The 15363-nt window shown below is 59.1% G+C and carries 12 protein-coding genes and 1 pseudogene; 7 read left to right on the forward strand and 6 right to left on the reverse strand.

The features are described from left to right. Positions 1-3 precede the first annotated feature (3 nt). The gene (locus AOA62_RS11965) at positions 4-1173 is read right to left on the reverse strand and encodes an MFS transporter (RefSeq protein WP_099548750.1); all 1170 of its coding nucleotides are present in this window, start codon (positions 1171-1173) and stop codon (positions 4-6) included. Between the two features lie 94 nt (positions 1174-1267). Between AOA62_RS11965 and AOA62_RS11970 the strand changes: the two genes are divergently transcribed. From AOA62_RS11970 to AOA62_RS11990, 5 genes and pseudogenes are all read left to right on the forward strand, one after another. After that, positions 1268-2161: a LysR substrate-binding domain-containing protein gene (locus tag AOA62_RS11970; RefSeq protein WP_169988761.1), complete on the forward strand. Its 894-nt coding sequence runs from the start codon at positions 1268-1270 to the stop codon at positions 2159-2161. A gap of 195 nt (positions 2162-2356) precedes the next feature. Beyond that, positions 2357-3397, forward strand: a complete 1041-nt coding sequence (locus AOA62_RS11975; RefSeq protein ID WP_099548751.1) for a DUF4917 family protein — start codon at positions 2357-2359, stop codon at positions 3395-3397. 127 nt (positions 3398-3524) lie between these two features. Next, on the forward strand, positions 3525-4499 hold the full coding sequence (locus tag AOA62_RS11980; RefSeq protein WP_143521814.1) for a hypothetical protein: 975 nt from the start codon (positions 3525-3527) through the stop codon (positions 4497-4499). 117 nt (positions 4500-4616) lie between these two features. Beyond that, a pseudogene (locus AOA62_RS32465) lies at positions 4617-4718 on the forward strand (LysR family transcriptional regulator); the annotation flags it as partial. 181 nt (positions 4719-4899) lie between these two features. Then, positions 4900-6432 (forward strand): sensor domain-containing diguanylate cyclase, encoded by a 1533-nt coding sequence (locus tag AOA62_RS11990; RefSeq protein ID WP_099548759.1) that lies wholly within the window; start codon positions 4900-4902, stop codon positions 6430-6432. A 29-nt stretch (positions 6433-6461) separates the two neighbouring features. On the opposite strand, the gene AOA62_RS11995 is transcribed toward AOA62_RS11990, so the two are convergent. Then, a complete protein-coding gene (locus AOA62_RS11995; protein ID WP_017139661.1) occupies positions 6462-7877 on the reverse strand; it encodes a cytosine permease in 1416 nt (471 codons plus the stop codon). A 250-nt stretch (positions 7878-8127) separates the two neighbouring features. Between AOA62_RS11995 and AOA62_RS12000 the strand changes: the two genes are divergently transcribed. Continuing rightward, positions 8128-9039, forward strand: a complete 912-nt coding sequence (locus AOA62_RS12000) for a LysR family transcriptional regulator (RefSeq protein WP_099548753.1) — start codon at positions 8128-8130, stop codon at positions 9037-9039. A gap of 555 nt (positions 9040-9594) precedes the next feature. On the opposite strand, the gene AOA62_RS12005 is transcribed toward AOA62_RS12000, so the two are convergent. The 3 genes from AOA62_RS12005 to AOA62_RS12015 are packed head-to-tail and all read right to left on the reverse strand — an operon-like array spanning position 9595 to position 12855. Further along, positions 9595-10530: a PfkB family carbohydrate kinase gene (locus AOA62_RS12005; RefSeq protein WP_099548754.1), complete on the reverse strand. Its 936-nt coding sequence runs from the start codon at positions 10528-10530 to the stop codon at positions 9595-9597. Further along, the gene (locus tag AOA62_RS12010) at positions 10520-11506 is read right to left on the reverse strand and encodes a dihydrodipicolinate synthase family protein (RefSeq protein ID WP_017134542.1); all 987 of its coding nucleotides are present in this window, start codon (positions 11504-11506) and stop codon (positions 10520-10522) included. Before AOA62_RS12010 ends, AOA62_RS12005 begins: the two co-directional genes overlap by 11 nt. A 23-nt stretch (positions 11507-11529) precedes the next feature. After that, positions 11530-12855 carry an MFS transporter gene (locus AOA62_RS12015; RefSeq protein ID WP_099548755.1) on the reverse strand — a complete coding sequence of 442 codons (1326 nt, stop codon included), beginning with the start codon at positions 12853-12855 and terminating at the stop codon, positions 11530-11532. A gap of 304 nt (positions 12856-13159) precedes the next feature. Between AOA62_RS12015 and AOA62_RS12020 the strand changes: the two genes are divergently transcribed. After that, positions 13160-14245, forward strand: coding sequence for a LacI family DNA-binding transcriptional regulator (locus AOA62_RS12020; RefSeq protein WP_017134544.1), 1086 nt, complete (start codon positions 13160-13162; stop codon positions 14243-14245). Positions 14246-14273: 28 nt separating this feature from the next. On the opposite strand, the gene AOA62_RS12025 is transcribed toward AOA62_RS12020, so the two are convergent. After that, the gene (locus tag AOA62_RS12025; protein WP_017134545.1) at positions 14274-14909 is read right to left on the reverse strand and encodes a hypothetical protein; all 636 of its coding nucleotides are present in this window, start codon (positions 14907-14909) and stop codon (positions 14274-14276) included. Positions 14910-15363: the final 454 nt, after the last annotated feature.

Here is a 15363-nt window from a genome sequence, read left to right on the forward strand (position 1 = left end):
TGCCTAATTGACGGCTAACACCCCCCTTGCCCTCGACCGCCAAGCAAACCCCACCACCATCAACAACCCCAACCCGGCCATCCCCGCACCCGCCAACGAAATCGCCGGATAGCCCCACCCGGCATTAATCACCACACCGCCCAACGCCGCCCCAATCGCATTGCCAAAGTTAAACGCCCCAATATTCACTGCCGACGCCAGATTAGGCGCGTCCTTTGCCGCCTCCATCACCCGCATCTGCAACGGCGGCACCAGGGCAAAACTGGCCACACCCCATATCAAGATGGCCACAGCCGCCGGCAGCGGCCAGCGCATCAGCACGGTAAACGCCAGCAACACCACAATCAGCACGCTCAGCGACACGATCAAGGTGCGGTCTATCGAGCGATCCGCCGCCTTGCCGCCCCACAGGTTGCCGAGGGTCAGGCCTACGCCGAACAGTACGAGCATGGCGGTGATGTAGGCGGTGGAGGCGTGGGTTTCGCTGCTGAGAATCGGCGCGATGTAAGTGAACACGGTGAACATGGCGCCCGAGCCGATGACGGTGAGGGCCAGTGCGCCCAACACCGGGCCACGCCCCAGTACGCGGATTTCGGCCATCACGCTGACGTGTGGCGGCGCCTTGAGGTTGGGCAGGGCGAACCACAGCGCGGCCATGGCGATGACGCCGAGGCCGGTAATGCCCCAGAAGGCGGTGCGCCAGCCGAACAGTTCGCCAAACCAGGCGGCCAGCGGCACGCCGCCGATGGTCGCGAGGGTGAGGCCCATAAACATCGCGGCCACCGCGCCGGCGCGTTTCTCCGGGGCGACCACGCTGGCGGCGACCACAGAGCCCACGCCAAAGAATGCGCCGTGGTTCAGTGAGGTCACGACCCTGGCGATCATCAGGCTGTAATAGTCGGTGGCCAGGGCGGACATCAGGTTGCCCAGGGTGAAAATCGCCATCAGCCCGATCAGCAGGTAGCGCCGGGGGATCTTGCCGGTGGTCAGGGTCATCAGTGGCGCGCCAAGCAGCACGCCCATGGCGTAAGCACTGACTAACAGGCCGGCGGCCGGGATCGAGACGCCGAGGTCGGCGGCGATGCCCGGCAACATGCCCATGGGGGCGAATTCGGTGACGCCGATGCCAAAGGCGCCCATGGCGAGTGCAACTAAAGGTGGATTGATACGCATGGAAAGCTCCTTATCTATGCCGCCAATGCTACGATCCAGCCTTTGAAGGCGGTAGATGGCGTTTTTGACAATCACCTTTGCGTAAGAGGCACAAATGGACTTCAACGGCAGGTCAGGGGAGATGTTGGTGTTCGCCAGCGTGGCGCAGGAGGGCAGCCTGTCGGCGGCTGCGCGCGTGTTGGGGCTTACGCCGTCGGCGGTCAGCCGGATCATCGCGCGGGCCGAACAACGCCTTGGCACGCGGCTGCTGTTGCGCACCACGCGGGCGATCACCTTTACTGCCGAGGGCGAGGCGTTCCTGCGCGGGGCGCGGCGTATCCTGGCCGATATGGACGAGGTGGAAGAAGCGATTGCCGACCAGGGCGTGCCGAGGGGCCGGTTGCGGGTCAGCGCCGCCCTGGGCCATGGGCGCATGACGATCGTGCCCTTGGTGGCCGCCTTCAGTGCGCGCTACCCGAACATCGTGGTCGACCTTACCCTGGGCGACGAGGTGGTCGACATTCTCGGCGGCCAGGCCGATGTGGCGATACGCTTTGGCCATCTGCCCGATAGCCCGCTGACCGCGCGCAGGCTCGGCGACACCGGCCAGGTGGTGGTGGCCTCGCCCGAGTACCTGCAGCGCCACGGCACCCCGCAGCAACCCGAAGACCTGCTGCGGCACAATTGCCTGCGCTTCAACTTTCGGCGTGCCGAACCCCACTGGCCGTTTAGCCGCGACGGCCAGGCGTTCTCCCTCAAGGTCGGCGGCAACATCGAATGCAGCAGTGGTGAGGCGCTGGCACAGCTTGCGCGTGTGGGGGCCGGTATTGCGCGTATCGGCGAGTTTACCGTCAGCGAAGACCTGCGGCGCGGCGAGCTGATACCGCTGCTGCAAGCCTGGAACCCCGGCGACATTGAGCCGATTCACGCGGTGTTCGTCGGCGGCGCGGCGATGCCGGCGCGAGTGCGCTTGTTTGTGGACTTTTTGCTCGAACATCATCAGTTGTAAGCGTCGGCTCGGGGGCGCCATGAGGCGCGGCAATATGAACCGTTCTCGTGCGCATAATCTGTTGCTGCGCCGTTTTATAATTACTTGTATCCTTGCCCACGAAAAGAGCGGATGGCTGTACGGGTAGTGTTGTTGGAATTATAATTCGCTGTATCTGTATTCTGCCTCGTGCACTATTAGTCAGGGTAATCATCAGTGGCTCACATCATTCATCAATGGCAAAGCATCGTTAACAACTACCGCCATGGCGCATTACTTCTAGGCAATGGCGCGAGCATGGCAGTTTCCAGAAATTTCGGATATGCCTCACTCCTTGAACATGTCCGTCAGAATCATCTTTTCGAAGAAGATGTGCAGACACTTTTCTCACGTTTTGAAACCGATGACTTTGAACTAATCCTTCGATTGGTCTGGCAAGCCGCAAGGGTTAATAAAGCACTTGCAATACAAGATCGCCGTACGCGTCAAGCCTATTTGAATGTTCGTAATTGTTTGATTCAGGCGGTACGTGATATTCACCCTGCTTACGAGGAGGTTAGCAAGCATCTGCCGCACATGCATAGCTTCCTGAAGCAGTTTAATACGGTTTTATCGCTGAACTATGATTTGCTAGTTTATTGGGCGATGATGCACGATTTTGATATGCAGCGCTCCCATATTTTCAAGGATTGTTTCAAAAGTGGTTCATTCGCTGAAAACTGGCGCGTCTATCGTGATCGAATCTCGGAGCAGACCAATACACTAGTCTTCTATCCACACGGAAACCTAGCGCTGTGCCGGGACATCACGGAGCAGGAATACAAAATTAGCGGTGGAGGGAATGCCCTCTTGAATGAGATTTTGGATTTGTGGGCTAGCGAAACGTATGTGCCATTGTTCGTGAGCGAGGGAACCCTTCAGCAGAAAATCAGATCCATACAGAGCAGTTTCTACCTCTCCACGGTTTACCGAGAAGTGTTGAAGACGCCTCGAATAAAACTTACCATTTTTGGTTGGGCCATGGGCGAGCAAGACCTTCATATTTTACAGAATTTAAGAGGAACAAGTATTAATAGAATTGCCGTATCGGTGTTCGGAAAAGACCAGGCATATTGCAATCGTATATATGAAACCATTCAACAGTATTTGGGTGCCGTCATCGTAGAATTCTTTGATTGCGAAAGCCCTGGCTCCTGGATTCACCCGGGAACCCCAGTCAATACTCATAGGTTCTCCCAAGGCTCTCAGCGTTTTTAAGGGAAGGGGCGCATACGGGCCGAAAAATAGACCTGCCTCCATATTCGAAGAGAATCGCGTTGAAGTAAAAAATTTGAGACGGTGCGCTTTATGCGAAAGGCAGCACCGCATTTTTAGGAGGGTGGTGATGAGCAGCACAGCTATTTTATGTTTTCTTCCTCTTACTCGATCTTTAAGCAAACAGATTGGTAAATCAACTAGCGTGACACTGGGTGCTTACGGAGGGCTATGGTCGCTATATAATTCGGCCAATGTCTTAAAAAACCTCAACGAAAAGACTGACTGGAGACGTCTTGAAAGACACTTGCTGGGAGATACTCCCGATATACCCGGTATTGATCTAAAGCACATTGCTTCTTGCGCTTGGGTCGACCATCAAAATCACTTTGTTGAAATGACATTGATGCAAGGGATTATGATGTTCGAGGAGTGGTGTGGTGATTTTGCAAATATGTTTGTTGCAGCAGGTTTGAAAATTAAAGCCGAGTCCTTTCAGTTTCCTGGAGGGCATATAAATAAAAAATACACCAACTGGATAAAACTAGATGCTCCTGGAGCTTTCATCCGCTCAGCTTTACTGGAATGTCAAGTTCAACCAGCTTTTATGAAAAAAAACGCTTCGAATGTAGCGTCTTTAGACGGGCTTCTGAACTGGTATCGTTACTTCAAATCAGTTAGAAACTCTTTGGCGCACGGCGGGGGTATTCTCGATCAGTACAGTCTGGATCTATACAATGTTGCAGTAAGCACCACGCTCAAATCTCTCGGGATGTCACGGGATTATAGTAGTCCTGCGCCGATAGTGGGTTCCAGAGCTGATATCAGCCTGCCAGACTCACTGCTGTTATTAGGGGTCGTTCAACGAATAGCCTTTGCATTCGACGCGAAATATTGCAATGTCGCAAAAGCCGAGGAAGAAGTAGAGAGTAGGGTGGTAACTGCTCTGCAAAAAATGGAGGTTCCGATTAATGTTTCTGTTGAGCAAAAAAATAGATGGTTACGGAAGTTGTGGGTTAATGCTACTGGTACCTCGATTAAGGACGTGAGTAAAGTTGAGGAATGGTTCACCCACAAGGGCTTGGTTACCATCAAGGTATTTTAGTGTGGGTAGCGAGAAACCTGTTTGATCGGGTAGTAGGCATCTCATCACGCAGAGCCCGCTCCAACTATTTCCAGGTTTTCTCGACCTCCATAAGCTGAGCAGCTTCGCCAGTATTCCGGCGACGTTGAGCCGATTCACGCGGTGTTCGTCGGCGGCGCGGCGATGCCGGCGCGAGTGCGCTTGTTTGTGGACTTTTTGCTCGAACATCATCAGTTGTAAGCGTCGGCTCGGGGGCGCCATGAGGCGCGGCAATATGAACCGTTCTCGTGCGCATAATCTGTTGCTGCGCCGGTTTATAACTGCTTGTATCCTTGCCCGCGAAAAAGGGCGAATGGTTGCCGCCGGTGCCCAGGTCCACTGTCCGCTGTTATGGAAAACCGTGCTTGCCAAAGGTAGCAATGTGAAGCGTGATACCCACCTGGTTGTGCTTTTGCTGGCCGTTATCGGTTGCTCCCTGGGGTCATTGACGGTCTGGAAGGTGTTTGCCTCTCGAGATCGCGCCCTGCAGGAGGTGGACGTCCATGGCCTGAACCTTACCCAGGCGCTGTCGACTTATTCCGAAGGCATCGTGCGCCAAAGTGCGCTGCTGTTGCTCGGGCTGGTCGAGCGTCTGGAAACCGAAGGCAGCGGCCCGGTGCAGATTCAGCGGCTAAGTACATTGATCAACCGCCAGCAGCCGCTGATGCCACAACTCAGTGGTGTCACGATCTACGATAAACAGGGGCACTGGTTGATGTCCTCCAACCGGCCGATTCCTGCGGGCGCCAACAGCACAGACCGTGCCTATTTCATTCATCACCGTGACGATCCTTCCCACGAGATCTTTATCGGCCCGCCGATTATCAGCCGGTCGAATCAGGAATGGGTGATGACCATCAGCCGGCGTTTCAATGATTCGCAGGGTGATTTTGCCGGTGTTGTGGCGGTGACCTTAGGCATCGAAAACTTCCTGCGCTTGTTTGGCAAGATCGATGTCGGGCAGGACGGCGCGATTGGCTTGTCCCACACAGACGGTACGTTGCTGGCTCGCTATCCGTTTCGCGAGCAGGACATGGGGCGCAACTTTTCCAAGTCGCCCATCTATGTGAAGTACCTGGTTGATCAGTCAGTCGGCACCGCCTCTTTTACCTCCAGCCTGGACGGCGTGGAGCGGCTCTACGCCTTTCGCCAGAGCGACCGGCTGCCGCTGATCACCACGGTGGCAATCGGCAAGCACGAAGCCCTCGCCGCGTGGCGCACCGAGGCGCTCTTGTCGGCGGTGGTAGTGGCGGGGCTGCTGGGGCTTACCGGTCTTATCGGCTGGTTTTTGATCCTGGATATCCGTCGGCGCACCGAGGCTGAAGATCAGTTGCGTGAAACTCAGCGGCAGTTGCTCACCTCCAACGGGCAGCTTGAGTTGCTGGCGATGAAGGATGCGCTGACGGGTTTGGCAAACCGGCGCTGCTTTGATGAGAGCCTCGCCAGGGAGGCGCTGCGCGCCAAGCGTGAGGGCACGACGCTGGCATTGCTGATGATCGATATCGACTATTTCAAGCGCTTTAACGACGCTTACGGGCATGTGGCAGGGGACGCATGCCTGCAGACGGTGGGCAGAATCTTCGAGGCGTGCGTAAGGCGGCCGTTAGACCTGGTGGCGCGGTATGGCGGCGAGGAGATGGGCATCATCATGCCGGACACCGACGCTGACGGCGCCGCCGTGGTGGCCCAGCTTATTCTCGACCTGTTGAAGCAAGAGAACATCGTGCACAGCACCAGCCCGTTCGGGCGGCTGACGGCAAGCATCGGCATTGCGACGGCCACCGGGGTTCAGTTGGAGGACTTGCAAGGGTTGGTGGAGGTGGCGGATCAGGCGTTGTACAGCGCCAAGGCGGCGGGTCGTAACCAGTGTGTGACGGGGGCTGGTGACTGGGGTTCACCATTGAACCCCAGTTGAACGGGGCCAGCCCGCTTCAGTCGGTTTGCTTAAACCCCGCTCACCAATTTCCCGCCGTCCATCCGGCGCTTATAAGCACTGTCTCGACTGGCCAACCAGAAGTACAGCGGTGACGTCACCACCAGGCCCACCACCCAGGACAAATCCGCGCCATTGATGTGCTCGGAAATCGGCCCTACATACAGCGGCGTGTTCATAAACGGAATCTGCACTGCAATCCCGATCGCATAGGCCAGCAGCGCCTGTGGGTTGTACTTGCCATAAATCCCGCCATCCACGCGAAAGATCGAGGCAATGTCGTATTTGCCTTTGTGAATCGCGTAGAAGTCGATCAGGTTGATCGCCGTCCACGGCACCAGCACCACCAGCAGCACCAGCACCATGTCGACGAAGTGGCCGATGAAGTCTTTGGAGGCGAACACGGCAGCAATGGCGCACGCGGCCAGCACCAGGGTGGAGATCACTGCGCGGCTTTTGGCGGTGGGGATCCAGCGGTAGGCGAAGGTCTGGATCAGGGTAATGATCGACAACACCGCACCATACAAATTGAGGGCGTTGTGGCTGATCACGCTGAGCAAGAACAGCACCAGCATCAACGGGCCGATGGCGCCGGTGGCGAGTTTTACTGCGTCCATGGTGTCCATGCCCACCGGAGTGGCAAGCACGGCGACGGCGCCGAAGATAAAGGCCAGGCTGGAGCCGAGGGCGGAGCCCAGGTAGGTGGTCCAGAAGGTCGACGCCACAGGCACGTCAGCCGGCAGGTAGCGCGAGTAGTCGGACACGTAGGGCGCAAAAGCAATCTGCCACAACGCCGCCAGGGATACGGTGGCCAGCCAGCCGGAGATGTTGAAGCTGCCACGGGTCAGGAAGTCGGTGGTCTGCACGTGAGTGAAGATGTAGCCAAAACCCAGCACGATGCCGGCGCCGAGCACCCAGGTGCCGATGCGGTTGAGCACGTGGATAAAGCGGTAACCGATGATGCCGATGATGCCGGAACCAATGGCGCCGATCACGATGCCGACGGGCACGGGCACGCTGTCGACCACGCCGTGCAGGGATTTACCCGCCAGCACGATGTTGGAGGCGAAAAAGCCGATGTACATGACGCCGGCGATCACCACCACCAGCAGGGCACCCAAGGAGCCGAACTGCGCGCGGCTCTGGATCATTTGCGGGATGCCCATTTGCGGGCCTTGGGCCGAGTGCAGCGCCATCAGCACGCCGCCGACCAGGTGGCCAACCAGGATGGCGACGATGCCCCACACCAGGTTCAAGTGGAACAATTGCACGCCCAGCGCGCCGGTAACGATCGGCAACGGCGCGATGTTGCCGCCGAACCACAGGGTGAACAGGTCTCTTACCTTTCCATGGCGGTCTTCGGGGGGCACGTATCCGATCGTGTGTTTTTCGATAAGCGGGGCGGAGGATGTTGCAGTGGTGACCATGACGAACTCCAAGGCAAGGTGAGTACGTTGACGTACTTCGCTGTGCGCAGCGTGGGCGGCGCTTTGTTGTTGGAGTGATCATCTGCAATGGGCGCAGGGAGGTAAATTAGTAAGTTTGTTGCTATAGACCTTAAAAAATATAGCTCACCGGAATTTTTGCTCCGGTATGTTGCATGGTCTTGAATCAGTGTGAAAAAGCCGATTTTTACGCACTTGTTTGGGGCGAAGTCCCACGTTTCTGGAGGTCCCGATGGCTGCCTATAACCTGCGCCAGCTCAGATATTTTGTCACCACGGCCGAGTGCGGCAGCGTTGCCGAGGCATCGCGCAAGCTGTATATCGCCCAGCCCTCGGTGTCGACCGCGATCAAGCAGCTGGAGGACAGCTTTGGTGTGCAGCTGTTTATCCGTCATCACGCCCAGGGCGTTTCACTCACCCCCAGCGGCGCGCGCTTTTATCGCAAGGCGCTGGAGTTGCTACGGGTAGCCCATGAGTTCGAGCAAAACGCCCTGGCCGACAATGATGTGGTGGCGGGGCAGATCGATATCGGCTGCTTTGAGACGGTGGCACCGTTGTATTTGCCGCGCTTGATCGCGGGGTTCAAGGCGCTGTGGCCTGGGGTGGAAATCCGCATTCGCGACGGCGAGCAGCAAGAGCTGGTGCAGGCGCTGACTGCCGGCAGTATCGATGTGGCGATGCTGTTTGAGCACGACCTGGGCGGCACCATCGAAACCACGCCATTGATGCCGCCGCAGCAGCCCTATGCGTTGTTGGCGGCCGATCACCGCTTTGCGCAGCAGGCCAAGGTGTCGCTGGCGGACCTGGTGCTGGAACCGATGATTTTGCTCGATGTGCTGCCGAGCCGGACCTACTTCGTGAGCATCTTTGAAGAACGCGGGTTAACGCCGAATATCGTGTTCAGCTCGCCGTCCATCGAGATGGTGCGCGGCATGGTAGGGCGCGGGTTTGGCTTTTCGATTCTGGTGACCAAGCCGTTTACCGAGTACACCTACGACGGGCAGAAAGTGGTGTGTGTGCCGTTGGCGGAAACGGTCACCGGTTCAGGATTATCCGCCGTCTGGTTGCGACGGGCACCGTTGACCAAGCCGGTGCAGTTGTTTGTGGATTACTGCCGCGAAGAACTCGCAAGACTCCTTGGCTGAATACCTTCTGATAAACACTGAAAATCACCTGTGGGAGCTGGCTTGCCTGCGATAGCGGTGGGCCAGCTGCAAATGTGCTACCTGATACACCGCCATCGCGGGCAAGCCCGGCTCCCACAGGTTGTGCGGTGCCTGGACTGGAACACAGGGCAAAAAATGTGGGAGCTGGCTTGCCTGCGATAGCGGTGGGCCAGCTGAGAATGTGCCACCTGATACACCGCCATCGCGGGCAAGCCTGGCTCCCACAGGTTGTGCGGTGCCTGGACTGGAACACAGAGCAAAAAATGTGGGAGCTGGCTTGCCTGCGATAGCGGTGGGCCAGCTGCAAATGTGCCACCTGATACACCGCCATCGCGGGCAAGCCCGGCTCCCACAGGTTGTGCGGTGCCTGGACTGGAACACAGGGCAAAAAATGTGGGAGCTGGCTTGCCTGCGATAGCGGTGGGCCAGCTGAGAATGGGCCACCTGATACACCGCCATCGCGGGCAAGCCAGCTCCCACAGGGGGAGGCCGCCCCTCACGGCCTTACACCGCCAGGCCGTGTTGCGCGTCTTTTCAACGGCCTGAAAGAAGCGCTTGGCGTTCGACGCTCAGGCGCGCCAGCAGTTGCTCCATGCGAGGGGCGCCCAGATGCCCGCCAAACACTTCGCACTTCATGGCGGCGGCAATGTTGGCTGCGTGCACACGCTTGTCGAGTGTCCAGCCGTGCGCCAGGCCATACGCATAGGTGCCGTGCCAGATATCCCCGGCGTTGAGGGTGTCGATGGCTCGAATACGCGGGCTCGCAACGTGTTGCACAGTCAATGTGCCGCGCTGCCAGATCAGCGCGCCGTGCTCGCCAAGGGTGACGCCGATGACGTTGGCTTTGCTGCGGGCTGCCAACGTCAGTAGTGCTTCTTCGGGCGTGGCGTTATCGACAAGTGAGCGCAGTGCCGGTTCGGAAAACAGCAGGTGGTCTGCCAAGGGGATCAGTGTGTTGAGGTCTTCCACGGCGGCGACATCGGCGTCAAGAATCGTGGGTACGCCCACGCGCCTGGCCTCGGTGAGCGCCGCCTTTGCGCCTTCTACCCAGCGCACGTCGGCCATCACCGCCGCAGCGCCCGCGATGTCGTGGAGGGGCAGCCAGTCGGGGGCTGCGTCCAGGGCGGGGTCGATGTAGGGCACCACGAGTCGCTCGCCATCGCGGTCGACCAGGATGGTTGAGAACGGAGTGTGCCCTCCTGGGACTGGTTGGATACCGGCGGTGGAAACCCCGGAGCGCTTCAGGTTGTCGATGAGCATTTTGCCGGTGGCGTCGTCGCCGACACGCGCCCAGAGGGCGACCGGGCCACCCAGGCGCGCGATGCTGATCGCCGCAGCGGTGGCCATGCCTGAAGCGGCCTGTACCGCCAGGCGGGGCAGGACCTTGGCGCTGAGTGGCGGGATGTGATCGACACTGAAAATGGTGTCCCACAGCGCGCAGCCGACACAAATCACAGGGTTAGCCGACATGCAGCCGTTCTCCTGCGGGCGTGCCTTGCGGGGCGTCAAGCGCTTGAATCCTGGCGCGAAAGTGTTCGGTGCCCGCAACGATTTTATCCAGCACCGCATCCAGGGCCCAGAAACGCTCACGCACGTCGTAGTCGATCACCCGGCAACGGATTGAATCAAAGGTGCCCAGCCGCTGATGGTAGATTTTGGCCAGTGCCGGGTAGCCCATGCCTTCCGTGGTGGCCGCCAGCACCAAGAACGTTGCCAGCTCTTCAGCCAATTGCGGGTGGTGCGTGCCCTGCAGGCGCAGCCATCGGTACAGGTCGGGATGGAAGTTGGTAAACACGCCGTTGAAACCTGCTGCGCCGGCTTGCATGGCGTCCCAGGCGATCGCCGCATTGGCGTTGAGAATGCGCAACGACGAGCCTTGCGCCAGGGCCACGCGGCGCTTGACCACCTGCAGGTCGCAGCTCACGTCCTTGAGCATGATGAAGCGCTGGCTGTCGATGCAGGCTTGCAGCTCCTCATCGCTGAGCAAGCGCCGATAAGGCGCCGGGCACTCGTAGAGGCCCAGTGGCAAGTCGGTGGGCAGGCGGTCCAGCAGGGCATGCAGGTTAGCGAGGAGCACGTGACTGCCCTCGCGTTGCGGGTCAAGGTGGTTGGTGACCAGCACCACCGCATCGGCGCCGCTGCCGGCCATTGCATTGAGCTCATGCACCTGGGTGTCGAGGTCGTCGCTGATATGGCCCGACACCACCACCGGCACTCGCTCTGCCACGTACTCTACGACATGCCGGGCCAGCTGCGTGCGCTCCTCAAGGCTGAGCCATTGCATCTCACTGGACTGGGCCACTGCGAACAGGGCGTCGCAGCCATGTGCCAGGTACCACTCGATCAAGCGTTCAACGCTGGGGAAGTCGATTTTGCCGGCGTCGTTAAAGGGGGTGAGCATCACCGGGACAATGCCTTCGATGATGGGTTGGGCAGGGCGTGGCATAGCAGTGTCCTCTGTGCGAGTGCTCATGGGTGAGCTGTTATTGCGGCTTGGGCCGAAGGTGATGGCCGAATGTCCGGAATGGGTTTGCGTACCAGCAACAGGTACGACAGCGCGCCGACCAGGGCTATGGCGGCACCGGTGAGCAGTGCGGGTACGAACGACCACGTCTGGGCGATAAAGCCGGTGATGATGGGCGCCAGTGCACCGCCCAGGAAACCGCCGAAGTTCTGGATCGAACCCAGCGAGGCCACGCGATTGGCCGGCGCCACCGCAGTGGCCAGTGACCAGGCGCAGGCCGAGGAGGCATTGGCGAGGAAGATCACCACGCAAATGCAGGCCACGGCGATCACGTTGCTCTCGACCAGCGCTGCCGGGATGGTGAATATCACCATGCCCAGCATGGCGGCGACCATGGCGTTGCGCCGTCCCAGCACCGCTGTTTCACTGCGGCGGGTGATCCGGTCGGACACCCAGCCGGCCACCAGCGCGCCGATAAAACCGCAGAGGAACGGCAGGGCGGCGGCCACGCCGCTCATTTCCAGGCTCATGTTCCGGGCGCTGCGCAGGTAACCGGGCAGCCAGGTCAGGTAGACCCAATTCAAATACACCGAGCCCATGAAGCCAAGCATCATGCCCCAGGTCGTCGCATGGCAGAACAGCGCGCGCCAGTCCGCGAACGTGACCTTGGGGCTGATGAGGTCGGGCTCGTCGCTGTACAGGTAGCGACGTTCCTCCTCTGTGAGCGTGTTCTTGACCGGGTCGCGATAGACTGCCAGCCAGACCACCGCGACCAGCAGGCCGGCGGCACCGGTAATGTAAAACGCCCAGCGCCAGTCGAGTGCCGCGATCAGCGCCGAGAGGCACAACGGGGCCAGGGCAATACCCAGTGGAGAGGCCGAATTGAAGATGCCGGTGGGCGTGCCGCGCGAGCGCACGGGGAACCAGTTGCTCACCACCCGCGCCGCAGACGGAAATTGCGGCGACTCACCGATACCCAGCAGCACACGGGCGAGCAAGAACCAGCCAAAGCTCGACATCAGGCCGCCCGCCGCTTGGGCCAGGGACCAAAGCACCAGGCCGCCGCCCAGCAACCAGCGCGGCCCGATGCGGTCGACCAGGGCTCCGACGGGCAGTTGGCACAGCGCGTAGCTCCAGGAGAACGCCGAGAGCAGGATACCCATTTCGCCCATCGACAGGCCAAGGTCGGCGCGCACGAATTCATTGGCGACGGCCAGGGTGCCCCGGTCCAGGTAGTTGATGATGCCGCTGAGCACCAACAGGCTGAGGGCGAGGGTTTGCTGGCGTCGAATACGCGGTGGCGCAACCGGGTGTGCAGGTGTCTGGCTCATGGTGGAGGTCTCTTTTTATTGTTTTTGACAGCGTGCCTTAACTGGCGCGTTGGCTCGGCATAAAGGTTGGCCTGGCCGTACGTGGCGTTATGTAACCGTTTATCATAAAGACAAAAAAGCGCTTAGGGCTTTTAAAGTTTTACTGATTTATGCCCAATATAAACTTCTAATTTTTCCGTTTATGATTTTTGTCTAGCGCTTACATCCTAGGTTTTCAGTTTGCGCGCTGTCAACGGTTCATTGACTGTGTCTGGGCGCCCGCTTAGTTTGTGCCTGACGCTTAACTTTTGACATGAAGCCGCCTATGCCCGCTGCCACCACCACGCCCCCCGACACGCCCCAAGCGCTGGTTACCCAGGAGCCGGTACTCGCCGACGTTGCCCGGATCGCTAATGTGTCGACCGCAACGGTTTCGCGCTATTTGAATGAGCCGCAACGTGTCAGTGAGAAGACCCGGGCCAAGGTCCGCGCGGCCATTGACCAATTGGACTGGGTGCCCAACGCGGCGGCGCGGTCGCTGGTTTCCAGGCGCTCGTATACCATCGGCGTGATCGTGCCGACCCTAGAGCACGAAAAGTTTCACCAGCAGTTACAGGCTTTCCAGAACCGTTTGGGGGCTCAGGGGCTGGCGGTGTTTGTCGCCTGCTCGGCCTATGATCCTGGCGAGGGTTATCGTCAGGCTCGAGGTATGCTGGCGCGCGGCGTCGATGCGTTGGCGCTGCTGGGGGATGATTATCCCGATGCGTTATTTGATCAGTTGAATGCCAAGGGCACGCCGTATGTGGTCACCTTCGGCAAGCGTGCCGGTGCGCGGCACCCCTGCGCGGGTTTCGACCACGGGCAGGCCTACGCCATGATTACCCGACACCTGCTGGCGCTTGGGCATCAGCGCTTGGGCATTATTTTCCAGTCGGTCACCGACAACGGCCGGATCCAGGCGCGGCTGCAAGCCGTGCACGCCACCCTGGCCGAACAAGGGCTTGCGCTGCGGCCTCAGCATCAGGCTATCCGCGACCAGCGCCTGAACGAGGGACGCGTCGCGTTTGCCCGTGCCAGCCTCAGGCACATCATGAGCCAGCAACCGGCCCCCACCGCCATCATTTGCGGTAATGACATGCTTGCCATCGGCGCGTTGCTGGAGGCTCAGGCACTGGGTATCGCAGTGCCCGGCCAATTGTCGATTTGCGGCTTCGACGACATCGAGATCGCGGCCCACAGCCAGCCCGGCCTGACCACCGTTCAGGTGCCTGACCGGCTGATAGGTGAAATGGCGGCGCAGTACCTGATCGACCGTCTGGCGGGACTTGCCTGTGAGGCGCCGCCGATGCTGGAGGTGCAGCTCGTCGAGCGCGAGTCGACAGGCCCGGCGCCAAGCCGGCCCCCACAGTAGCTAGATCGTTCACGCCTGCTCTGTGTATTCAGGTGGTGATCCCGGCGATGAGCTTGAAAAACGGCTCTTGTTTCAATGCGGCGCTTTGGCTTTCGGAGCCCTGCCGGTCGCTGCGTACTTCATTGCGATAAGACACGTATCCCCACTGCGGTGCCGAGACATCGGAGGCGGGTTTGTGCTCGCTTTTACCGACGCCGGCCTCTTGCAACGCCTGTTCGAGGGCTTTTACCAAGGCCCGGATTTTTCCCATGTGCTCGGGGCTATAGGTGCCATCCGTGCGGTCTGGCTTGGGGTAGAGCGTGAACTGAGCGCCCTGCGAAATTCGGGTGTCCCTTGGATCAACACGGCTTACATCAGTGGTTTTCCAGCTATTGATCGGGCTGTCCTCTGAGTGAATGAGCGTGCTGATGACTTCAAAGGCTTTGGGCACATCCTTTTGTGTCACGCTGATGTGGAACTTGTCGCCCACCGATTTCCCTTCTTCTTTGGCGGGTGTGCGCGTGAATTTGATAAATGGAAACTTCTTGAGCTTCAGTGCTTTATTTTCGCAGCTCCAGCCACCCAAGACCTCACCAGTGGACTGCTGAGCAACCTCAAATGTCGGCGCGCCATAATTCGGGCTAAAGCGCACGTTGGCGTGACGTGCGACATCGGCGTTGCTCATGTTCTCCAATCCGCCGGTATCAAAGGGGGATCGCCCATTCAATAGCGCATCTCTGACGCCCAAACTGATATAGGGAGGAGGAGAGGTTTCTACTCGCATGTGGGTTACCTTTGTTGAAAAGATGACGCAGTCAGTGGGCTACTCAATGTCTGGACTTTTCGTACACGCACGAAAAAGCCTGCACCTGTGTGGTTGCGTACACGCAGCGAGTTCCAGGTTTAAACGTAGGCGGGGGCTGGTGGGTGACGGGGTGTCTCAGATCAAAAGCAAAAGCACGGCGGCCGAGTAGCCGACCTGAGTGGTAGAAGCAAAAGCACAGCAACACAGCATCCACCTGATGTATCGAAATCCAAATATGTGCGGGATTGCTCACGAAGGCGGTGGGCCAGCTGCAAATGTGCTACCTGATACACCGCCATCGCGGGCAAGCCCGGCTCCCACAGGTTGTGCGGTG

The organism is Pseudomonas sp. 2995-3 (assembly GCF_002742565.1).
GTDB classification, from domain to species: domain Bacteria; phylum Pseudomonadota; class Gammaproteobacteria; order Pseudomonadales; family Pseudomonadaceae; genus Aquipseudomonas; species Aquipseudomonas edaphica.